14 protein-coding genes are annotated in these 22939 nt (G+C 35.4%); 7 read left to right on the top strand and 7 right to left on the bottom strand.

The window, feature by feature from the left end:
* Position 1: 1 nt before the first annotated feature.
* Genes ACM55H_RS03305 through ACM55H_RS03290 form a run of 4 tightly spaced genes read left to right on the top strand, consistent with a single transcriptional unit; the run spans position 2 to position 3733 of the window.
* Positions 2 to 1375, top strand: coding sequence for a 3-oxoacid CoA-transferase (locus ACM55H_RS03305; protein ID WP_416835153.1), 1374 nt, complete (start codon positions 2 to 4; stop codon positions 1373 to 1375).
* A 39-nt stretch (positions 1376 to 1414) separates the two neighbouring features.
* A complete protein-coding gene (locus ACM55H_RS03300; protein WP_416835152.1) occupies positions 1415 to 1933 on the top strand; it encodes an FUSC family protein in 519 nt (172 codons plus the stop codon).
* 16 nt (positions 1934 to 1949) lie between these two features.
* Positions 1950 to 3158, top strand: coding sequence for a 3-oxoadipyl-CoA thiolase (gene pcaF, locus ACM55H_RS03295; protein ID WP_416835151.1), 1209 nt, complete (start codon positions 1950 to 1952; stop codon positions 3156 to 3158).
* 35 nt (positions 3159 to 3193) lie between these two features.
* Complete coding sequence (locus ACM55H_RS03290) at positions 3194 to 3733, top strand: TetR/AcrR family transcriptional regulator (protein ID WP_416835150.1); 540 nt, start codon at positions 3194 to 3196, stop codon at positions 3731 to 3733.
* 96 nt (positions 3734 to 3829) lie between these two features.
* Here ACM55H_RS03290 and ACM55H_RS03285 read toward each other — a convergent pair whose 3' ends face one another.
* The 7 genes from ACM55H_RS03285 to ACM55H_RS03255 all read right to left on the bottom strand — a co-directional run bounded on the left by ACM55H_RS03285 (position 3830) and on the right by ACM55H_RS03255 (position 14063).
* Entirely contained in the window at positions 3830 to 5248 is a 1419-nt protein-coding gene (locus ACM55H_RS03285) for a TolC family protein (protein ID WP_416835149.1), read from the bottom strand.
* A gap of 131 nt (positions 5249 to 5379) precedes the next feature.
* Positions 5380 to 8541, bottom strand: a complete 3162-nt coding sequence (locus tag ACM55H_RS03280) for an efflux RND transporter permease subunit (RefSeq protein WP_416835148.1) — start codon at positions 8539 to 8541, stop codon at positions 5380 to 5382.
* A gap of 10 nt (positions 8542 to 8551) precedes the next feature.
* Positions 8552 to 9694, bottom strand: coding sequence for an efflux RND transporter periplasmic adaptor subunit (locus ACM55H_RS03275; protein WP_416835147.1), 1143 nt, complete (start codon positions 9692 to 9694; stop codon positions 8552 to 8554).
* 216 nt (positions 9695 to 9910) lie between these two features.
* The gene (locus ACM55H_RS03270; RefSeq protein WP_416835146.1) at positions 9911 to 10489 is read right to left on the bottom strand and encodes a TetR/AcrR family transcriptional regulator; all 579 of its coding nucleotides are present in this window, start codon (positions 10487 to 10489) and stop codon (positions 9911 to 9913) included.
* Positions 10490 to 10937: 448 nt separating this feature from the next.
* On the bottom strand, positions 10938 to 11207 hold the full coding sequence (locus tag ACM55H_RS03265) for a YciI family protein (RefSeq protein ID WP_416835463.1): 270 nt from the start codon (positions 11205 to 11207) through the stop codon (positions 10938 to 10940).
* 127 nt (positions 11208 to 11334) lie between these two features.
* On the bottom strand, positions 11335 to 13089 hold the full coding sequence (locus tag ACM55H_RS03260) for a CocE/NonD family hydrolase (RefSeq protein ID WP_416835145.1): 1755 nt from the start codon (positions 13087 to 13089) through the stop codon (positions 11335 to 11337).
* Between the two features lie 101 nt (positions 13090 to 13190).
* Positions 13191 to 14063, bottom strand: coding sequence for a helix-turn-helix domain-containing protein (locus ACM55H_RS03255; RefSeq protein WP_416835144.1), 873 nt, complete (start codon positions 14061 to 14063; stop codon positions 13191 to 13193).
* 698 nt (positions 14064 to 14761) lie between these two features.
* Here ACM55H_RS03255 and ACM55H_RS03250 point away from each other — a divergent pair.
* From ACM55H_RS03250 to ACM55H_RS03240, 3 genes are all read left to right on the top strand, one after another.
* Complete coding sequence (locus ACM55H_RS03250; protein WP_416835142.1) at positions 14762 to 15673, top strand: LamG domain-containing protein; 912 nt, start codon at positions 14762 to 14764, stop codon at positions 15671 to 15673.
* A gap of 206 nt (positions 15674 to 15879) precedes the next feature.
* Complete coding sequence (gene bglX, locus ACM55H_RS03245; protein ID WP_416835141.1) at positions 15880 to 18174, top strand: beta-glucosidase BglX; 2295 nt, start codon at positions 15880 to 15882, stop codon at positions 18172 to 18174.
* A 333-nt stretch (positions 18175 to 18507) separates the two neighbouring features.
* Positions 18508 to 22665, top strand: a complete 4158-nt coding sequence (locus ACM55H_RS03240) for a hybrid sensor histidine kinase/response regulator transcription factor (RefSeq protein WP_416835140.1) — start codon at positions 18508 to 18510, stop codon at positions 22663 to 22665.
* Positions 22666 to 22939 lie beyond the last annotated feature (274 nt).

The raw sequence follows: 22939 nt of genomic DNA, 5'->3' as shown, positions 1-22939 counted from the left end.
TATGAAAACAGTTCCACAAATAACAACCGAACAAGCCGCAGCACTCGTAAAAGATGGAGATACCTTATTGCAAGGTGGTTTTGGGATGACGGGAAATCCTGTCCATTTAATGGATGCTTTATCGAAAACGGAAACTAAAAATATCACTTTTATTGGAAACAATGTAGGTGAAGCGGGAATTGGGGGCGGACGTTTGTTACGAAACGGACAATTGAAAAAAATGATCGGTTCTTTTTTTACCAGCAATCCCGAAGCGGTGAAAGCGGCTCAGGATGGAATAGTGGAATATGAATTGATACCGCAGGGAACTTTGGCGGAAGCCTTAAGAGCCGGAGGTGCAGGAATAGGAGGTTTTTATACGCCAACTGCCGCTGGAACCCCTATTGCAGAGGGGAAAGAAACTAAAGTTATTGATGGTGTAGAACAGGTTTTTGTGAAAGGAATTCGTGGAAACGTAGCTTTTATCAGAGCTTGGAAAGCGGATACGGCAGGAAATTTAATCTATCGTATGACAGAGCAAAATTTCAATCGCGCTATGGCAACAGCAGCTGATTTGGTTGTTGCGGAGGTAGAAGAAATCGTTCCGGAAGGCACTTTAGATCCCAATTACATTCACACACCGGGATGCTATATCGATTACTTGGTTCAGGCGACACTTACTTTGGAAGATTTAGGTTCATCGGCATCAGTCAGTAAAGGTAAAAAAGTGAGTGAAGACCGCATGAATATGGCCAAACGCGCGTTACAGGAATTGAAAAAAGGTGATGTAGTCAATTTAGGAATCGGAATTCCAACCTTAGTTGCTGATTTAATTACACCAGAACACGGTGTTATTTTACATACTGAAAACGGAATGTTAGGCGTTGGTCCAGAACCTGTAGATGGAGGAGGAGCAATGGATTATCCGGTTAACGCGGGAAAAATTCCAGTTACAGCAGTAGCGGGAAGTAGTTATTTTGACAGTGCAGATTCTTTTGCCATGATTCGTGGAAAACATGTTGATATTGCTGTAATGGGTGGTTTAGAAGTGGATGAGCATGCCAATCTGGCGAATTGGGCTGTTCCGGGCCAACCTTTATTAGGAGTTGGTGGAGCAATGGATTTGGCCTCAGGTGCAAAAACATTGATTATTACGATGAATCACAACAACAGAGATGGAAGTTCTAAAATTGTACCCACTTGTATTTTGCCTTTGACGACTTTAGGGTCTGTTGATATGGTGATTACGGAATTGGCCGTTTTCAAATATATTGATGGCAAATTGACTTTGATAGAATTAATGCCGGGAGCAACTTTAGAAGAAGTTCGAGAAAAAACGGAAGCGACATTTGTAGAGCAACTGTCTTCAAAACAAATTGTTGGGATAGAAGGATAAGCTTTTTTCTATCCTGATAAGCTAACATAAAACAAACAGATGTTCAATAAATTAGTGCGGTACAGTATTGGTTCTGATTTAATTATTTATGGATTCAAATGCATCATTGGTTTTTTAATCGGCTACCAATTGTATCTGAGTTTTCCAGAATATGAACTGTATTGGACGCTGCTTTCTATTATTTTGGTTATATCGCCCGAGGCAAAAGATGCACGTCGTTTGTCTATTGAGCGGTTTAAATCGAACCTAATTGGCTCCGGAATAGGATTGCTTTGCTTTTTTATTCATGCTCCAAATATTTATACGTTAGTGTTGGGTATTATACTTTCTATAGCTACTTGTTATTTATTTAATCTGATGAATGTGGCGCGAACAGCAATTGTAGCACTCATCATTGTATTGATTCATGAACAAAAACAAATGTTATGGTTAGGAGCAGTGGAACGGTTTGTATCGGTGACTACCGGATGTTTCATTGGATTATCGATTACCATTATTACATCAGCGGTAATTAATTATTGGAGAAAAAAAGCAAATCTTCCGCAAGAAGAATTATAATTTAAAAGTAATAAAAATGAATACAGAAGCATATATAATTGATGGAATCAGAACGCCAATAGGAAGTTTTGGAGGAACACTTTCTGCTGTCAGAGCAGATGATTTGGCGGCAATTGTCATTGCAGCATTAGTAAATAGAAATCCAAATATTCCACCCGCCGCTATTGATGATGTCATCTTAGGCTGTCACAATCAGGCCGGAGAAGACAATCGTAATGTGGCTCGAATGGCATCATTGCTGGCGGGATTACCAGTTACAGTTCCGGGAGAAACGGTAAATAGATTGTGTGCCTCTGGAATGTCAGCTATTATTGGTGCAGCAAGAGCGATTAAAGCTGGAGATGGCGATATTTTTATTGCCGGCGGAGTAGAGCATATGACGCACGGTCCATTGGTGATTTCAAAATCATCCAAGGCATATGGAACCGATTCTAAAATGGAAGATTCCAGTTTTGGTTGGCGTTTTGTAAACCCAAAAATGAAACAAATGTACGGCGTAGATCCTATGGGAATTACTGCCGAAAATTTAGTGGATTTGTACGATATCAGTCGGGAAGACCAAGATTTTTTTGCTTACAATTCACAGATGAAAGCGGCAAAAGCGCAAGAAAATGGTGTTTTGGCGCAAGAAATTATTCCGGTTAGCATTCCGCAGCGAAAAGGCGAACCAATTGTTTTTTCCAAAGATGAATTCGTCAGAGCCAGTACAACAACTGAAACATTGGCAAAATTAAAACCGGCTTTCAAAGCAGATGGAACGGTTACTGCAGGAAATGCTTCGGGATTGAATGATGGTGCTGCAGCTACTTTTATTGCTTCTGAAAAGGCTGTAAAAAAATACAATTTAAAACCGTTAGCCCGAATCGTAAGTTCGGCGGTTGTAGGTGTTGAACCTCGAATTATGGGAATTGGTCCTGTCACTGCAACGCAAAAAGCATTGGCAAAAGCCGGATTAACATTGAATGATATCGATATTATTGAATTGAACGAAGCCTTCGCAGCCCAGAGTTTGGCTTGTACCAGAGCTATGGGACTTCAAGACAATGATTCCAGATTTAATGTGAATGGAGGAGCAATTGCCTTGGGACATCCACTGGGAATGTCAGGAACCAGAATTGTTTACAGCGCAGCTTTATCGTTGCAACGTTTGCAAAAACGATATGCTTTGGCAACCATGTGTATTGGTGTGGGACAAGGATATGCCGTAATCATAGAAAGAGTTTAAAATATAAAAATGCTCGCACTTTAATTAATTTCCAGATGAACAAAAAAAAGGACATACTCGACGCTGCTCTAAAACTGTTCACAGAAAATGGAGAGCGAGCCACTTCTACAAAATCAATAGCTTCTGAGGCGGAAACTTCTGAGGCTTTGATTTTTAGGCATTTTGGTACGAAAGAAAAATTACTGGAAGAGATTATTAAACATGGCTATCAAGAAGCGGCAAAAATAATTTCCAATTATTTGAATGACGAAAACGGATTGCAATACATTTTGAAAATCGTTGAGGTTCCCCGAATTTTGGTAGATTCGCATCCCGATTTTTGGAAAATGCAACATAAAATCATTGCATTAAATTCACTTTCTCAAAAATACCATGATATTTTTATGAAACCTTGTTACGAAAAACTAACAGTAGCTTTTTCTAAATTGCAGTACGAAAATCCAGTTTTGGAAGCTGAATTGTTACTGATTTATATCGATGGGATGTGGAAACATTTTGCATCACAGCAATTGGATTCTAAAACCGAAAGTGCCTTGACAAAACTACTACAACAGAAATATGAGAATTTTAATTAAGTAATTGGAAGTTTCCTAAATGAAATCTTGTAGAAAAATATGTTTTAAAACAGCATCATTTCTTAAATTTAGAATGATGCTGTTTTTAAAATAATCTTATTTCCAACCTCCACCTAATGATCGGTATAATTCGATATTTGCGGTTAATTGTTCCCGTTTAATATTCGCCAATTCCAACTCACTTTGTAATATATTAGCTTGTGCTGTAATTACTTCGAGATAGTCTGCCATTCCGTTTTTAAACAACATATTCGAATTTTTTATCGCTTGTTGTAATGTTTTTACACGCTCTTTAAGAAAGAATTGTTGTCTTTCCAGCTTTTCTATTTTTACCAAAGCATCTGATACTTCACTAACGGCAACCAAAACCGATTGTCGGAAGTTTAAAACTGCTTTTTCTCTTTCAACTTTAGCAATATTATATTGTGTTCTTATCTTTTTGCTGTTTAGCAACGGCTGTGTTAATCCGCCGAGAGCAGTTCCAAATAACGAAGCAGGAATGTTAAACCAGTTGCTTGTTGCAAAAGAATTTAAACCTCCGCTTGCCGTAATTTTAAGGGAAGGATATAAGTTTGCTTTTGTAATTCCTACGTTGGCATTTGCTTTAAGTAAGGCCAATTCAGCATTTTTCACATCAGGTCTTTGTCTTACTGATGAAGATGGAATTCCTGTCGTTAAATTCTCTTTTAGCTGAATTGAATTTAGTGTAATTGTTCTTTCTTTTGAACTTGGAAACGAACCAGTCAATACACTAAGCGCATTTTCTTGAATGGCAATATTTTGTTCCAATAACGGAATTAATTGTGCTGCAGTTAGTTTTTGTGCTTCCGATTGCTGGATGGCTAATGAAGTAACCTGACCTGCATCATATTTTAATTTGATGATATTGGTTGTACTGTCATTTAGTTTCAGGTTTTTTTTGGCAATTTCTAATTGAGAGTCAAGCATCAAAAGATTGTAATATTCTTTGGAAACATTAGCAACAATAGTAGTTTGCAATGCTTTTTTTACTTCTTCTGATTGAAGATATCCTGCATAAGCACTTTTTTTCTGACTGCGGATTTTACCCCAGATATCTGCTTCCCACGAAAGTCCGATTCCAGCGGAATAATCTTCAATATGCTTTTCATTTAAAGCCTGATTTAAGTTAATTCCGTTGAAACTATTTTCAGAAGGGCGATTGGAACTTACATTCACAAAAAGATTTGCTTCTGGAATATTTCCCCATTTTGCCTGCGTTAATTGATAGTGTGCAATTTCAATATTTTTGACTGCAATCTGCAAATTGTTATTTTTTGTAATAGCACTGTCTATCAGTTTTACGATATCTTTTTCAGTAAAGAAATTTTTCCACTCTAAATCGCCAATACTTGAAGTATCTTTTGAAACCGATGCATTCCTGAAATTCTCAGGAAAGGCATCTTTTGGAGTTTCAATATCCTTCGAAACTTTACAGGATATGAATGTGGTGAATAGAATAACTATTATCACAATTTTGGTTATATAATTTTTCATTTTACTTTTCGGCATTAAATTTCTGAACAGGTGTCTTTTCTAGTTTCAAGATCTTTCGAAACTCTATAGGATATGTATGCGATGATAACAAAAACTGTCATCAGAATTGTGGTTATATAATTTTCCATTTTTTATTTTTCTTCGTTATGAATTACGGCTAGTGGTTTTCCAGTAACCTTTTCTTGTAAATGTTGGAATACGATGAATAAAACCGGGATGATTAACAACCCAAGTATTACTCCTGAAACCATTCCTCCAGCAGCACCAATACTAATCGAGTGATTTCCTTGAGCTGATGGTCCTGTGGCACTCATCATTGGGATTAACCCCACGACAAAGGCTAGAGATGTCATGATAATTGGGCGAAGTCTCAATTTTGCAGCTTCTATTGATGCAGCAACTAATGATTTTCCTGCTTTTCTTCTTTGCGATGCAAACTCGACAATCAAGATGGCATTTTTGGCTAGCAATCCAATCAGCATGACAAGAGCAACCTGTACATAAATATTGTTTTCGATTCCGGTCAAGCCGATGGCTACAAAAACTCCAAATATTCCGGCAGGGATTGATAAGATTACCGCTAAAGGCAAAATGTAACTCTCATATTGTGCGGCAAGCAAGAAATAAATGAATATCAGACACAAAAGGAAAATCGTTGCTGATTGACCTCCGGAAGAAATCTCCTCACGGGTTTGTCCTGAGAATTCATAACTATAACCTGCGGGTAATTGTTGAGCAGCCACTTCCTCGATTGCTTTGATGGCGTCACCTGAACTAAAACCAGGTTTCGGAATCGCATTGATCGAAATTGAATTAAATAAATTGTATCTCGAAGCTGTTTCAGAACCATAAATACGAGTCAGTTTTACCAAAGTATTTAGCGGAACCATTTCGCCATTTTTGTTTTTTACGAAAACAAGATCTATTGATGACGGATCAGCTCTATCAGCAATATCTGCCTGAACAACCACTCTGTAATATTTACCAAATCGATTAAAGTCTGATGCCTGAGCGCTACCAAAATAAGCCTGCATGGTTTGCAGAATGTCTTTTACTTTTACACCCAATTGATCCGCTTTTGCGTCATCAATATCCAATTGTAATTGAGGATAATCTGCTTTGAAACTGGTAAAAGCTACTGCAATTTCAGGTCGCTTCATCAATTCTCCGATGAAGTTTTGGGAAATGCCACTAAACTTATCCAGTTTACCGCCAGTTTTATCCTGAAGAACCAAATCTAATGCTTCGACGTTACTGAAACCAGGAACAGTCGGGAAACTAAATACGAAGAAACTACCGCCAGAAATAGCGCCTAATTTACCACGAACCTCGTTCATTATTTCATCGATATTTTTGATTTTTCCGCGCTCTTCATTTGGTTTAAGCAAAACAAAAACAACTGCCGAAGATGGACTTGTCGAATTCGTTAATAAGTTAAAACCTGAAATCGCAGTAACGTCTCTTGATGCATCTAATTTGCTTAGTATATTTTCAGCTTCAGTCATTACTTTTTGAGTTCCGTCTAAAGATGTTCCTGATGGGGTGTTAACTGCAATCGCTATAAAACCTTGATCTTCTGTCGGAATAAATCCTGAAGGCGTAGTTTTTACCATTACAATTGTAGCAAAAGTAATTACCGCTAAACCACCTAAACTAACCCATTTGTGGCGAACCAAAAATCTTAAACTACCCACGTAACGGTTCGTTAAAGAATTGAAACTATTATTGAATCCGTTAAAGAATTTTTCTTTAAATCCTTTTTTCTCATAGGGAGTGTCACCATTTGCAGCATGATTGTCTTTTAAGAACAAAGCGGCAAGGGCAGGGCTTAAGGTTAAAGCATTAACTGCTGAAATTACAATTGCAATTGCCATTGTGAAAGCAAATTGGCGATAGAAAACTCCAGTAGAACCTTCCATGAAACCAACTGGCAGGAATACCGCGGCCATTACCAGAGTGATGGAAATAATAGCACCTGTAATTTCGTGCATCGCTTCGTGCGTTGCAACTTTAGGAGACAGATGTTTGTGTTCCATTTTTGCATGCACGGCCTCGACGACGACAATCGCATCATCGACCACAATACCAATTGCCAGAATTAAGGCAAACAATGTTAACAGGTTTATCGAGAATCCGAATAACTGCATGAAGAAAAACGTACCCAAAATAGCTACTGGAACTGCAATGGCCGGAATCAAAGTCGATCTAAAATCCTGCAAGAATATAAATACTACAATGAAAACCAATATAAAAGCTTCTATTAAAGTATGTTCAACCTGTTCTATTGATTGGTCTAAAGAAACTTTAGTACTATAGAAAATATTGTGTTTTATTCCTGCCGGGAAATCTTTAGCTGATTTTACCATCAGTTTGTTAATCGCAACCTGAATGTCATTGGAGTTTGAACCCGCCAACTGAATGATACCGATTACGACTCCTTTTTTACCGTTCAAACGAGTTAAACTGTTATAGGAATAAGCTCCAAGTTCGATTTTCGCTACATCTTTTAAGTGAAGTATAGAACCATCGGCATTAGAACGTATTGCAATATTTTGATATTCTTCGGGTTTGGTTAGTTTTCCTTTGTATTTAATAACATATTCGAAAACTTCTTTACTTCGCTCTCCAAATTTCCCTGGAGCAGCTTCCAAACTTTTATCCTGAATAGCGGCCATTACTTCATTTGGCGTAATTTTATAGGAGGCCATTTGAGTTGGATTTAACCAAACACGCATGGAATAATCTTTTACACCTCCAAAAATACTTGCTGAACCTACTCCTGGAATACGTTTAATTTCTGGGATGATATTGATTTGGGCATAATTAGCAATAAAAGTCTGATCGTATTTTGATTCATCCTCAGTATACATACCAATCGCCATGATGAAACTATTTTGTTGCTTCGCGGTGGTTACACCTTGTTGAACAACCTCTGCTGGCAATTGACTTGTAGCTTGCGCCACTCTGTTTTGCACATTTACCGCAGCCTGATCGGCATTTGTTCCTAATTTAAAGAAAACTGTAATTGCTAAAGTACCGTCATTGCTGGCTGTTGAGCTCATGTACGTCATGTTCTCTACACCGTTTATAGATTCTTCCAGTGATGGTGCAACGGAACGCAAAACCGTTTCTGCGTTGGCCCCCGGATAAACTGCCGTTACTAAAACCGATGGCGGTGCAATATCAGGAAACTGTTGTAAAGGCAATTTCGTAAGCCCAAGTATACCCAATATCACCAATAATATGGAGATAACCGTTGCCAGTACGGGTCTTTGTATAAATATTTTGAACATTTTTGTAAAATTATTTTTTGTTAATTACTAGGGCAACTTTAGCAGTTGATTTCTCTGGCTGAATAACTTGTCCTTCCTGAAGTTTGTCGATACCGCTTAACACGATTTGGTCGCCTGATTTTATACCGTCTTTGATAAGATAGTCTGTCCCACTTTTACCGATAACCGTGATTGGCATTTTATTAACCTTGTTTCCTTTGTTTAGAGTGAAAACGAAAATTTTATCCTGCATTTCTATCGTAGCTGATTGTGGAATCAAAATCGCATCGTCATGCTGAACTCCTAATCGAATTTTCCCTGTGTTTCCGGAGCGTAAAGTCCCATTTTTATTGGGGAAAGTAGCTCTAACCGTTATAGCTCCGGTATTTTTATCAAACTGACCATCGACCATATCGATTTTCCCTAATTGTGGATAATCTGAATTATCGGCAAGGATTAAAGTAACTGGAGGTAATTTTTTGATTTTATCACCAAGTGTGTTTCCTGCATAAACGGATTTAAATTTGATAAAATCGGTTTCGCCTAAGGAAAAATAAGCGTACACTTCATGTACATCTGATAAGTTGGTTAACGGCTCAACATCAGTTGCAGCAACCAAACTTCCTTGTTTTTTTGGCAATCTCCCAATGTAACCACTTACAGGAGCTGTAACATTTGTATATCCTAAATTAATTCTGGCAGAACCCACCATTGCTTTTGCTTGCTCAATATTAGCAGCAGCAATTTTTTGTGAAGCTTTGGCGGTTTTCAACTGATAGTCTGAAACTACCTTATTTTGAACTAATGGAGTTAGTTTATCGACTTCTAATTGAGCGTTTAAGTAAGCCGCTTCTGCTGCGTGAAGATTGGCTAAAGCATTGTTTAATTGCTCACGAAAAGAGCGTTCGTTGATTTTAAAAAGCGTTTGACCTTTGCTAACATAAGCACCTTCGTCTACATAAATTTTTTCTAGGTTTCCGCTTACTTGAGGACGAATTTCTACATCTACAGTACCTTGTAGAGCAGCTGGATATTCAGCATCTGTTACAGCATCCGAGCTTTTAATGGATAAAACAGGTAGGATTGGAGCGGGCGCAGCAGCGGGTGCTTGCGTTTTATCTGCACAGCTGATTAAAAACACAGCCATTAAGCTTAATAATGTAATTTTTTTCATGATTGGAATTGGATTTAATTTGATCTTAGATAGTATTTTTTTTGGAATAATCGTTTCAGAATTCATGCTGTTTGTTATTTAAAGGTTATTGTTTTAGTGCAGCGCTAATTCTGGAATAAACGTTTCAGAATCAATGCTGTAATTTAAAAAAAGGGTATGCTTAATAAACATTATATCTGAAATAAACGTTCCAGAATTTAGGTAAAAAAAAAGATGTTATTTAAAGATATTTTTAATCAGGAATTCTGACATTTTTTTTATTTTGATTGGATTTCTATGGAGAATATAGGATTGTTTCCAACCAGTAAATGATGTCATAATATACTCAGCCATTAAAGCAGCATCTTCGGTATCATCCATTTCCTTATTATCCATTGCTTTTTGAACAGTTTCAGCTAAAAAATCAATAAAAATATCATTGTTTTTACTCATTAAGTTGCGAACTACAAGGTCTTCAGGTGCTAATTCAAAAATAGTTTTAATACCAAGACAACCTTTTTCACAATCTACTATCCAAGATGCTTTATCATTAATAATGTTGATAAGAGCTTGCTTGGCAGATTTTTCATTGGCCACTTTTTGCTTTACTTCGCACATTGCTGTTTCAAAATAATTGCTGATGCATTTCATGAATAATTGGTGTTTGTCGCCAATTGTATTATATAAACTACTTCTATTGATCTGCATTGCATCCACGAGGTCTTGCATTGAAGTAGCATTATATCCTTTTTCCCAAAAGACATTCATTGCTTTTTCAATTTTTTCAACTTCGTTAAATTCTACGCAGCGAGCCATTAGGAGTAATTTTAAAGTGCAAATGTAAAACTATTTTTGAAACAAGCGTTTCAGAATCGATATTTTTTTCATTTTTTTTCAAAAGAGCCATTTTTGAACATGTCATAATCCAAATTATTATTACAAATTCCAATGTGGTTGATCATTTAATTCTATTACGATTTATAGATAAAATTAAGTAGTTATGTATTGATTTTACCTATAAATCGTAATAGGATTAAAATTAAAAGTAATCGAAAGGAATAATAATCTTTATGTTTTTGAAAATCAATGCTATTATAAATATAAAATAATATTTCTTTAAAAGACAAACCCTTAAAAACGATGACTTTAAGGGTTTGTTTTTGTAAAATTATATTATGATTTTTCGCATCATATAATTTCCCTCGTTTTTGCTTTATAGTAAAAGGGTAAGTTAAAATTTTGAATCGAAAAGTTATTGTAAGAATCATTTTTTAGCCAGGTGCTCTTCTATTTGATCTGCAGATGCTCCTAACATTCCAAACATAGGATTCCATTCTGTAATTTGAAATTCGGCAACAAGTCCTTCCGTCCAATAAGGATCAAGCTTAATTAATTGTAGAAGTGTTTCTTCATCTTCTACACGAAAAACAAGGGTAGCTTCTTTTCTGGTTTCTTGTTCACCAATTTTTGGATTAAAACTTGGACCAGAAAGTAACAAACGACCTTCTTTTATTTGATCTTTTAAATATACAATGTTGAGGGATTAGCTGTTCTTCCCACCCTTTCATATCAGTATGAACATAATGTTTCATAGTTGAATTTTGCATAATTACCATTAATAACTCCTTTTCAAAAAAAAAAGAGTTATTAATGGTATTAATTTATTTCATTAAAGGCATTTGTAGGTAACTGGCATATTTGCCGCCCGTGTACAGAATATGTACGCCTTTGTTATTAGGTATACAGCCCGGAGTTCCCGGCATTACAGAACCAATTTCGTCTTTACTGCTGATCATCACGCGTAAAGTTTCACCTGCGTAATATGTCATACCAATAGGACTAAGTACAATATCTAATGCTACGATTTCTTTTGGCGAAAGCTTTTCTACACGGTCAAAACTGCACGCCGGTACTTCGTCTGTAGAAAGTTTTGGGTCTAAATGTCTGGCAGATGCTCGCAAACGACCACTTGGGCCTTTGTAACGCAATGCAGAAGCTCCGTCCTGAGTAAAATCCTGTAAAGCGGCATTGCGGTTAGGTACTACAAATTCGCTCAATACATTACCTAATTTGTCGATTTTCTGTACCCAAACAAATACATCCATATCGTCTGCATTTTCGACTTCCATAAATAGTTTTACTTTTGGATAGCCAATAAAGGTAGTGTCTTTGTCAAAAACAGTCTGGAAGGATACACGACACGGCAAAGCCTCTGGAAAATAACGTAATGGTAATTCGTTTTCATTCGGAGTTAATTGTAAAGTTCTTGTTCTGCCACTCATGTAGTAGCGCTGTAATTCCGATTCTTTCGGAGGGAAAGTTTCAGCAGTAAGTCCAGTACGGTTACCGCCATGAAAATCTAAAATAGAATATTGCACGGTCGGTGTTTTTTTCCAACTATTTTGTTTCCCAAGCAAATAATAATCAAAGAATTTGCGGAGTTCTTCAGTAGATTCGGTAGCATAATAATCAGGCCACTCTTGGGTATCGTGAATACGGAGCCATTTTTCACTAGAACTTATCGAACGCCATGAGCGGAAAGTTCCCATGGTGTGAAGTGTATTAGAATAACTTGCTACGATATATGCCGGTACAGTAATTTTGGAAACATCGGCTACCTTGTCTTCCCACAAATCGCAGTTTGCCAATGGATAAGCTTCCATTTCAGCAACCATATCTTCCCGTTTTGCACCTGTAGCACTTACGTGATTTATTTGCAGACGGTGAAGAAAATTTGGGTCAGGGATCCCACCGATATATGCCAAATCGCGATAAGCATCCTGTAAACCTTCCGTTGGACTTATACAAGTTAGATGTGGCGGTTGGCCTGCAGCAATAAACCATTGTGAAAAAGCCAAATAAGAAGTTCCTGATAATGCTGTTTTCTGGTTTGACCAATCTTGTGCTGCCAGCCATTCTATAAGATCGTAACAGTCTTCTGCTTCTTGTGAACCAATCATTGTTGTGTCACCTTCGCTATTTGCAATTCCGCGTGCGTCTGGGTTACATACGGCATAACCGTGCTGAACCCAATAGGCAGGATCGGGTGCTTCAAATTTTGTTAAACCTGAACCCCACGCATTTCTCATTCCAAGCATATTAAACAAACCAACATAACGAGGAGCTGTTCCTGCACTTTTTCCATAAGGACTCCATGCAATCAGTGTGGGAACTTTTTCTTCGGTAACAGGCAGAAAAATATCGGTATAGACTGTAATACCGTCCCGCATTTTTACAGGGACATCTTTTAAAAAGCGAATATCACAATCAAGAGGCTTAAAGCCGGGAGCTATTTGTTCCCCCTTTTTCAAAATTGTTTCTTTAGTTTCAAAAGGACTTAGTACTCCGTGTTCAATTCCATTGTCAATGTATTCAAATGCTGGTTTGAAAATCATTTTTCCGGTTATTTTATTCATCTATTTATGTTTTTTATATTATCCATTTAATAACGTAAATTTATGAAAGAATTACCCTTGAAAATCTAAACGATTCAAACCAAGAAGTATAAAATTCAAACCTAGTGATCCCGATAAAACTTAGGAATATTCCCCGTTGTCTTTTTAAAAAAATTACTGAAATAATTGGCATATTCAAATCCTAAAGTATAAGCGATATCTGAAATGCTCCAATCCGTATGTCGCAGTAATGTTATTGCTTCTGCAGTAATGCGTTCAGCAAGAATGGCGGTAGTAGATTTTCCTGTAATTTCCTTAACAGTACGATTGAGGTAGTTTACATGTATGGAAAGCAGGCTTGCGTAGTCCTGTGCTGTTTTAAGCTTTAATGGTTCACTTAGATTTTCTATTGGGAATTGCCGCTCGAGAATGTCCATGAATTGGTTAACTATTCTTAAAGAAGCGTTTTTGGATTGTATGAAATTTTCTGCTGGCCGCATCTGTAGTGCCTCGTGGATTATTAACTCGATGTAAGTACGCATAAGATCGTCTTTATAAAGGTAGTCTGTCGAGTCACTTGCAATCATGGTATCAAAAAATCCGGCAAGCTTAGTTTGTTGCTCAGCGTTAAGTTGAAACGCCGGGTTTGAGTTTAGTTGAAATAGAGGTGATTGCTGGAGGTTTTCCAGCCGTTCAAGTGGCTTAATAAATTCTTCCGTAAAAACACATGAATATCCGGTATGTTTTTCGGAAAGAATTTCTGTGGCATATGGTACGCGTGAATTAGCAAAAAAAAGATATACTCCGTCAAGATGTATTACCCGGTCGTCATAATGTATTTTACTATTGCCTATGCTAAGCAGTATTAAATAAAAATGACGACGACCGAAGGCTGATGGTGTGCTTTTTTTAACTTCATTCCAGCTTACTTTAAACCCTCTCTGTTTTAGGATTGATTTTAATACCGGACCAGGAAATTCCACAGATGCTTTCATACAAGTATAAAAGTACAAAAATCAAAACAATTTATATCAAAAAATAAATTTAAGCAAATGAATTAAAAAAAGGTCTTTACGCTTCATAATATTTAAAATAAGTGTTTAGTGGGGAAAATGGCCAAATTGACCAAGTTTTTTCGTTATAAAGTGATCACTAGTTTCGGAATAGGACAATTTTAGAACCTTTTTTAGATGATTTAAAAAAATGACAATGCGTAATCCAATACAAATTTTAACAGAATAAGTATTGGTAATTTCATAGTATGACAAAGAAAGTAATGCAGTATACTATTCTTTAATTTTTTTGAGACTATGATTTTAATAGTTGTTTCTAAAATAATTATTTGAGTAGTATCGTTTTTAAAATATCTGATTCTTGTTTTAATGGTAATTGATTTTTTATTTCATATCAACTTTTAGTGTTTTTTCAGCTTTATAATTTAAAAATTGAATATCTGACGCTTATATACATCATTTGTTTTATATAATGCATCAAATCTGCTACCTGAGTTTTTAATATAAATCTACTTTTATAATAATAATTTTACTGTTTTAGCACACACTAGTTATTGTGAACCACTAATTTCCGATAATGAATTTTCGAAATAGTACTACTAATAAGAACACAACTATAGTCGTATTAAAACAACTTTAATTATTAAAACAAACCAAAATTAACTATTAACAAAAAAATTATGCAAAAATTAAGTCTGCTCTCATTATCATTAACCTGCTTATTAGGATTTGTATCCTGCTCGGATAATCTAGCTCCAGAAGTAGAAAACCAATCGGCAAGTATGAGTAGCAACACAAGTAAAGTCGCCGCTGCCCCATGGATAAAGCAATTTGAAGATACGTTTAATGCAGGTGCTACACTTTCGCAATGGACAAAGGCGCAACGTACGGATTATAACTCTAAGTATTGCGATTATAACAGTTCTGTACCTACCATACAAACAAGAGACGGAAAAGGATGTTTAGAAATTAAGACTACAAAATTGAGTGCAACTAAATATCAATCGGGTTTGATTAAATCTAATTATCAGTACAAACCAGAAAACAATACAGAATACATGTTATCTGCTAATATTAAATTAATAGCTATGGACGGTGCCAATTATAAATCATTCACAGATACTTATGGAGCGTGGCCAGCTTTCTGGAGTGTTCAAGAAAATGCTTGGCCAGTTCAAGGAGAAATTGACGTCATGGAAGCTTATTCTTTTGCGCCAAATGTATCTCGTTTTACTTCTAATCTTTTTTATGGTACAGCTTCTGGTACGAACCAATTAGGAAACGCAGCAGAAAGAGCTTATCCTTCATTTGATGTAAACGGAAATAACGGATGGCATTTATACGAATCATTTTGGAGTGTGAAAAACAATGTGGTAACAGTAACTATAAAATTAGATAATGTAACTGTTTCTACATACACTAATAGCAGCGTATCAAAGCTTAATTTGAATAATTTCGGACCGCATAATATCATTTTAAATATGAATGTAGGATCGAATGACTCGAGTTTTATAGATCCAAATAAAATAAATTTATTTACAACTGTTATGATGTGGGTAGATGATGTTACAGTATATAAGAGACCAATTTAAATAATGTATACAATATACCCGTTTCATTGGAGTATTAAAGAATTTGCCTTTAAAAAATAATTTTTTTTATACTCAAATTTGATAAAATCTGCAAAAATCTGCGTGCTATTTTCACGCAGATTGATGCGGATTTTCAAATATTCCCTTAAAAAATGTAATTTATCAGGTACCACAATTATACCTCAAAAGAAAATTAAATAAGAACCATGATACATAAAAAAGCAATAATAATAGGACTTTATGCCTTACTAACTATTGGAACTATTAACGCACAGAAAAAGCCCCATTTAGACAAAACAAAACCAACAGAAGAACGCATCAATTTGCTAATGAAGCAAATGACTCTGGAAGAAAAGGTTGGACAAATGAACCAATACAATGGTTTTTGGGAAGTAACAGGGCCTGCGCCAAAAGGAGGAAATGCCGAATTAAAATACAAGCATTTGCGTGATGGTTGGGTAGGTTCGATGCTAACGGTTCGTGGGACAAAAGAAGTGAGAGCCGTTCAAAAAATTGCGGTCGAAGAAACCCGTTTGGGAATTCCGTTAATTATTGGGTTTGACGTAATTCACGGGTACAAAACATTAAGTCCAATTCCGCTGGCAGAAGCGGCAAGTTGGGACATGGAAGCGATAAAAAAATCAGCTCAAATAGCGGCAGATGAAGCCTCGGCTGTTGGGATTAACTGGACTTTTGGACCTAATGTCGATATTTCTAATGATGCCCGTTGGGGTCGTGTCATGGAAGGAGCAGGGGAAGATCCGTATCTAGGAAGTAAAATCGCTACGGCAAGAATAACTGGTTTTCAAGGAGATTCCAGAGCTGATTTAGCTAAAGTAAATACGATTGCGGCTTGTGCCAAACATTTTGCTGCTTATGGTTTTGTTGAGTCCGGTCGTGATTATAATTCGGTAGATATTAGCAATTCAAAATTATACAACACGGTTTTACCTCCGTTTAAAGCGGCTGTAGATGCGGGTGTACGTACCTTTATGAACTCTTTTAATATCCTCAATGGCATTCCTGCCACTGGAAATTCCTTTTTGCAAAGAGACATTCTAAAAGGAAAATGGAAATTTGATGGGTTTGTGGTTTCAGACTGGGCTTCTGTTCGTGAAATGATAGCGCACGGATTTGCAAAAGATGGCGCAGAAGCAACCCAAAAAGCAGTAAACGCCGGTTCTGATATGGATATGGAATCCCATTTATTTGTAGAAGAGTTGGTCAATTTAGTAAAAACTGGCAAAGTAAAAGAAACTTTGGTTGACGATGCCGTTCGTCGAATATTGCGTGTAAAATTCGAATTAGGATTGTTTGATGATCCTTACAAATATTGTGACGAAAAACGTGAAAAAGCAACTATAGGTAACAAGGCCAATAACGAAGGTGTTTTGGATATGGCCAAAAAATCGATTGTCCTTTTGAAAAATGAAAAAGGATTGCTTCCGCTAAAAAAGTCAGGACAAAAAATCGCATTAATTGGTGCTTTGGCCAATGATAAAAACAGCCCATTGGGAAGTTGGAGAATTGCCTCGGATGACAATACTGCTGTTTCAGTTTTAGAAGGGATGCAACAATACAAAGACAATCAATTAACCTATGAAAAAGGATCTGATTTAACCGTTGGGAAAACTACTTTCTTAGACGAATTGGTTTTTAACACCACTGATACAAGCGGATTTGAAGCAGCCAAAAAAGTAGCGGCTAATGCTGATGTGGTAATCATGGTTTTGGGAGAACACGGATTTCAATCAGGAGAAGCACGCAGTAGAACCAATCTGGATTTACCCGGTAACCAACAAGAATTATTAGAAGCTATTTACAAAGTAAATCCCAACATAGTTTTGGTTTTAAACAATGGCAGACCCTTATCAATTCCTTGGGCAGCAACACATATTCCTACCATTGTTGAGGCTTGGCATCTGGGAACACAAACCGGAAATGCGGTGGCTCAAGTGCTGTACGGAGATTACAATCCTAGCGGTAAACTACCCATGTCTTTTCCAAGAAACGTAGGTCAATGTCCTATTTATTACAACAACTATAACACCGGAAGGCCTACAAATGTTGATAAAAATGTATTTTGGTCCCATTATACCGATGTAGAGAAAACACCACAATTTCCTTTTGGTTTCGGACTGAGCTACACCACTTTTGAATATAAAAATTTAAAAATAAATAAAACCGCTTTCGCAAAAGGGGAGCCAGTACAAGTTTCAGTAGCTATTACAAATTCTGGAAATTATGACGGAAAAGAGGTAGCTCAACTCTATATTCATGACGAGTCAGCAAGCTTGGCAAGACCGGTAAAAGAACTAAAAGGGTTTGAGTTAATCGATTTGAAGAAAGGAGAAACTAAGACTATAACTTTTACTTTAACAGATAAAGAACTTGGCTTTTTTGACAACGATGGAAACTATTTAGTAGAAGCAGGAACCTTCAAAATTATGGTCGGAGGAAGCTCAGATAAAGGACTAGAAAGTAGTTTTGAATTGCAATAGAGTACCTTTTATACAATAATTCATTTGTCTATTCGAGTATAATGCCATTCTCACTTAAGAGTTTGCAGGTTTTATTTCTAAAATAACAAACGATTAATTTAAAGTATTTTTCGTCATGGATTTCGCAAATCTTCAAAATCAATTCTTTTTATATAGAATTGTGAAGTTTGCGAATTTGTGACGAAATTTTCTTTGTTATCATTTACGAATAGTTTTTTTACTAAAATCGAATAGTTAGCAATCAAGATTTACTAATCAAAACGTACATAACAATTCGATTATCTGTTTTTTTGATATAAATTGCATGGCTATTTAAACCCTAATTATATTACAATGTTCAGCAACAAAAACGGCACTGTATTACTCTTTTTCCTTTTTATTGTACCGAGTTTGTTTTCTCAAAACAAATTCGAGAATTTTCAGTTTCTAACTATCAAAGAAGGAATATCAAAAAGAGCTGTTTCGAGTATTTCTCAAGATCATTATGGGTTTATGTGGTTTGGTACGGACGGCGCAGGATTGTATAAATATGATGGTGTAAATTATATCAACTACGAATACGATTGGAAAAACAAGAACGCAATAAATAGCAATTTAATTTATGCAACCTACATTGACATCTACAATAGGCTTTGGGTTGGCACTGATGAAGGACTGTGTTTGTACAACCGAAATCTAAATAAATTCGAAAATATAGACTTGAAAAATGCATTTTCGATTGGATATAAAAGTCCAATAACAGTAAAAAGTATTATTCAGGATAATAGAGGGAATCTTTTAATAGGAACTTATGCACATGGGTTATTCAGATTAAATTTGAAGACTTTAAAAACTGTGACTGTACAATTAAACTCAACTTTAAACAGCAATAGTAAGATTAATTGTTTTGTAAAAAACAAAAAAGGAATCCTCTATCTAGGCACAGATTTAGGGTTAGTAGAATATGATTCTAGGAATAATAAGATTAAGCAAGCAACATGGAATACAAAAAAAATAAAGGTTACAGATCCTATAGAATCCTTATTTATTGATGCAAAAGAAAATTTATGGATTGGAACTCTTTCAAGCGGATTACTTAAAATTTCGGGTAATCAAAAAACAGCTCAAATAGATGCATTCCGAATTTCTAATAATAAAATATTATCGGTAATTGGAGTCAATTCTCATACTCTTATGTGTGGTACCGAAAATGACGGACTATTTTTAATCAATGATAAAGGCTCCATAATACATCGGTATCTAAATAGTAAATCTGACAGCCATAGTCTAAAATCCAATTCCATTTGGTCATTATATTCAGACAAAGACAAACGCATTTGGTTAGGGTATTACAACAAAGGAGTTGGGATTTTTGATGAGCGACACGCCAAATTCAACGCTATAGAAAGCCTTCCGACCAATACGAACTCTTTGCAAACAAGCTCCGTTACCGGGATTGAAAAAGACAATTCTGGTAAGTTATGGATTAGCATGGAGGGTGGTGGAGTCGATATTCTAGATCCTTCAACTAAAGTTTTTAAGCACATTAACAATCAAGATACCAAAAATTATTCTGGGCTTACTAGTACTAATATCCTAACTGTTTTTATAGATAGCAAGCAGAATATTTGGCTAGGAAGTTGGAATGATGGTATTTATTTTTTGAAAAAAGGATCTAAAACATTTATCAATTTTACTTCAAAAAACACAACTGGTTTAACATCAGACCAAATTTTTAGTTTTTCGGAGGATTCAAAAGGAATAATTTGGATAGGTTCCTACATGAAAGGATTGCATTATTATGACCCTCTAAAAAATGAATTTCGCCATTGTGATTCAAAACCATTTGTCACTAACAATTTAAACACCGCTAACATTCGAAAGGTTTTAGTAGATTCAAGAAATGTAATATGGGTCGCTACAATAGATGGTTTGTACCAAGTTCGCAGGAATCCAAATACAACTTTCTCTGTTGTATCAATGAAAGATGTAATGTCCAAAAGCATAAAATCCAATAAAAGCAGCAATACGATTTTATCTTTATATGAATCCAAAAACAAGATTCTCTGGATAGGAACAGCTGGTTCTGGTTTGTTTAGTTATGATGGAAAAAACAATAAATTAGCTGGGTACACTGATTTTTCAGGGTTCAAAGAAAAATTAGTGGTTGCCATAACTGAATCTAGTGATGGAGCTATCTGGATTAGCGGAAAAACAGGGATAACCAAATTAGACTTAAAAAACAAAAAAGCAGTAAATTTCTCGACTGATGATGGACTTTTAAGCAACGACTTTAACAATAACGCGGTCTTTAATGATAAAAATGGCGATTTGTATTTTGGAAGTTATGAAGGAATAAATTATTTCAATCCGAATAAAACGTCCAACAACATAAAGGAGCCATTGCTTTATTTGGATGATTTTAAATTATTCAACAAGTCAATTCATCCAAATGAGCCAGAATCTCCTTTATCAAAAGTAATATCCGAAACCAATCATATTACGCTTCGCTACGACCAATCAGTATTTACCATTGAATATATTGGTCTCAATTATTCCTATCCAAGTACCAATGAATATGCCTATTATCTAGAAGGTTTTGAGAAAAATTGGAATTTTGTAGGCAATAAACGCTCGGCAACTTATACCAATTTGGCTCCTGGTAAATATGTTTTCAAAGTAAAGGCGGCTGCACGAGGCGGTATTTGGAATCAGAAACCCTTGCAACTCTATATTGAAGTTTTACCGCCTTGGTGGAGAACATCTTTGGCCTATTTTTTCTATCTTATACTCCTTGCAGGAGCCTTTTATACCATAAATAAGTATTTTCAAAATCGATTTAAGGAAAAGCAAGCCGTTAAATTTGAAAGAGATAAAGCCGTCCAAATAGAAAAATTAAATACTAAAAAGCTTCAGTTTTTTACGAATATCTCCCATGAATTCAGAACGCCTTTGACATTGATCCTAAATCCACTGACTGATCTTATAAAAAATAAAAGTTTAGAATTGCCTCATGATGTTGTGCATAAACTACGAATCATGCACAAAAGTTCAGATCGCCTTTCAAAAATGATCAATGAATTGATGGATTTCAATAAATTACAGTTCAATCAAGTTGTTGTACAAGTTCAAAAAATAGAAGTAGTTGGTTTTACCAAAGACATCATTAGTTATTTTGATGAAGAAGCTTCTAGCCGAGGAATTACATTGGTTTTTGAATCAAATACAATCGAATTGTACGATTGGTTAGACCCAAAAATGCTTGAAAAAATTATTTTTAATATTGTATCAAATGCGTTTAAAGTTACTGCTGATCATGGATTTATAAAAGTTCAAATAAATGCCTCACAAAAAACAGAGCAGTTCCCGTTGACCAATATTGAAAAGGAAATTCCTTGTTTTGAAATCGCAATAGCCGATACTGGTGCTGGATTAGACAAAAAAGATATTAAAAGAATATTTGACCGTTTTTATCAAGTAAACAATTTAAGTAAAGCCTATTATGGCAGTACCGGAATTGGATTAGAGGTTGTTCGAGGATTTGTTGAACTGCATAAAGGAAAAATTGAAGTCGAAAGTGAATTGGGAATTGGATCAACATTTACAGTTACTTTTCCACTTGGAAATGATTTCTTTACCGAAAATGAAATAGTCAAAGAAACATTCAAAAGACAAGGGAAAATAACTCCCCATCTTTTATCTATGCTAAACAAAGAGAAACCTAGTGAACTCATTTCAGAAAAAGTACACACCCTCCTTATTGTAGAAGACAATACGGAATTGAGGAATTACTTAAAAAATGAATTAAAAAAAGAGTATAAAGTGCTTGTTGCCGAAAATGGACAGAAAGGATTAGAGCTGGCTCTAGAAAAATCTCCAGATATAATTATGACGGATGTTATTATGCCTATCATGAATGGTTTAGAATTCTGTAAAAACATAAAAAAAGACATCAAAACAAGTCATATTCCGTTATTGATGTTGTCTGCAAAAGCTATGGTTAAAGACAAACTGGAAGGAATAGATTCTGGTGCCGATATCTATTTGAGCAAACCTTTTGACATGGATATTTTAAAATCCAGCTTGGCACAACTTCTCACAAGTAGGCAAATCATGTTTAATAAATTCTATCATGGAATTACTAAAAAAGCAAAAGCTAAAACTACTACAGTAGACAATGAGTTTATCCAAAAAGCATTGAATTTCATCCATGAAAATATCAACGAATCGGATTTAAGTGTCGAAGTATTGGCTTCAAAATTATTCTTGAGCAGAAGTCAACTCTATCGAAAAATAAAAACACTTACTGGTGTATCCGTAAATGAGTTTATTAGAAATGTACGATTGGAAAAAGCTAAAGAATTGGTTGCGTTAGGTAATGATAACATCAATGAAATTAGTTATAAAGTAGGATTTACTTCGCCTTCCTATTTTACAAAGTGCTTTAAGGAAAAATATGGACATCTTCCTACCCATAAAAATGACGATGATCAAATCGATGAAAATGATTAATTAAACAACGAAAAAAAAGGCAATTCAAAGATGAATTGTCTTTTTTTTTTGCTTCTGAATTCAGTGAAATTATAGCACTTATAAATATAAATTGACGCTAAAAACTTCTATTATAAAGTCAATATAAATAGGAAAACAGTCCTCCTATCACGTCTTTTAAAACTAGATAGAATCATTAAATTATATTGCCCCTCTTATATTCATTACAATTTCCTTAACTATTATCAAAAAGACATTTATCTCTATAATTCTTTTTGATAATAAATTAATACCG

The sequence above is a fragment of the Flavobacterium cryoconiti genome (genome assembly GCF_048158645.1).
GTDB lineage: Bacteria > Bacteroidota > Bacteroidia > Flavobacteriales > Flavobacteriaceae > Flavobacterium > Flavobacterium cryoconiti.
Note: the sequence above shows the minus strand (reverse complement) of the source record. Positions and strands in the feature narration are given on the sequence as shown.

Coding starts and splice junctions, on each gene's coding strand:
- ACM55H_RS03305 (WP_416835153.1), top strand. CDS start 2: ATGAAAACAGTTCCACAAATAACAACCGAACAAGCCGCAGCACTCGTA.
- ACM55H_RS03300 (WP_416835152.1), top strand. CDS start 1,415: ATGTTCAATAAATTAGTGCGGTACAGTATTGGTTCTGATTTAATTATT.
- pcaF (WP_416835151.1), top strand. CDS start 1,950: ATGAATACAGAAGCATATATAATTGATGGAATCAGAACGCCAATAGGA.
- ACM55H_RS03290 (WP_416835150.1), top strand. CDS start 3,194: ATGAACAAAAAAAAGGACATACTCGACGCTGCTCTAAAACTGTTCACA.
- ACM55H_RS03285 (WP_416835149.1), bottom strand. CDS start 5,248: ATGAAAAATTATATAACCAAAATTGTGATAATAGTTATTCTATTCACC.
- ACM55H_RS03280 (WP_416835148.1), bottom strand. CDS start 8,541: ATGTTCAAAATATTTATACAAAGACCCGTACTGGCAACGGTTATCTCC.
- ACM55H_RS03275 (WP_416835147.1), bottom strand. CDS start 9,694: ATGAAAAAAATTACATTATTAAGCTTAATGGCTGTGTTTTTAATCAGC.
- ACM55H_RS03270 (WP_416835146.1), bottom strand. CDS start 10,489: ATGGCTCGCTGCGTAGAATTTAACGAAGTTGAAAAAATTGAAAAAGCA.
- ACM55H_RS03260 (WP_416835145.1), bottom strand. CDS start 13,089: ATGAATAAAATAACCGGAAAAATGATTTTCAAACCAGCATTTGAATAC.
- ACM55H_RS03255 (WP_416835144.1), bottom strand. CDS start 14,063: ATGAAAGCATCTGTGGAATTTCCTGGTCCGGTATTAAAATCAATCCTA.
- ACM55H_RS03250 (WP_416835142.1), top strand. CDS start 14,762: ATGCAAAAATTAAGTCTGCTCTCATTATCATTAACCTGCTTATTAGGA.
- bglX (WP_416835141.1), top strand. CDS start 15,880: ATGATACATAAAAAAGCAATAATAATAGGACTTTATGCCTTACTAACT.
- ACM55H_RS03240 (WP_416835140.1), top strand. CDS start 18,508: ATGTTCAGCAACAAAAACGGCACTGTATTACTCTTTTTCCTTTTTATT.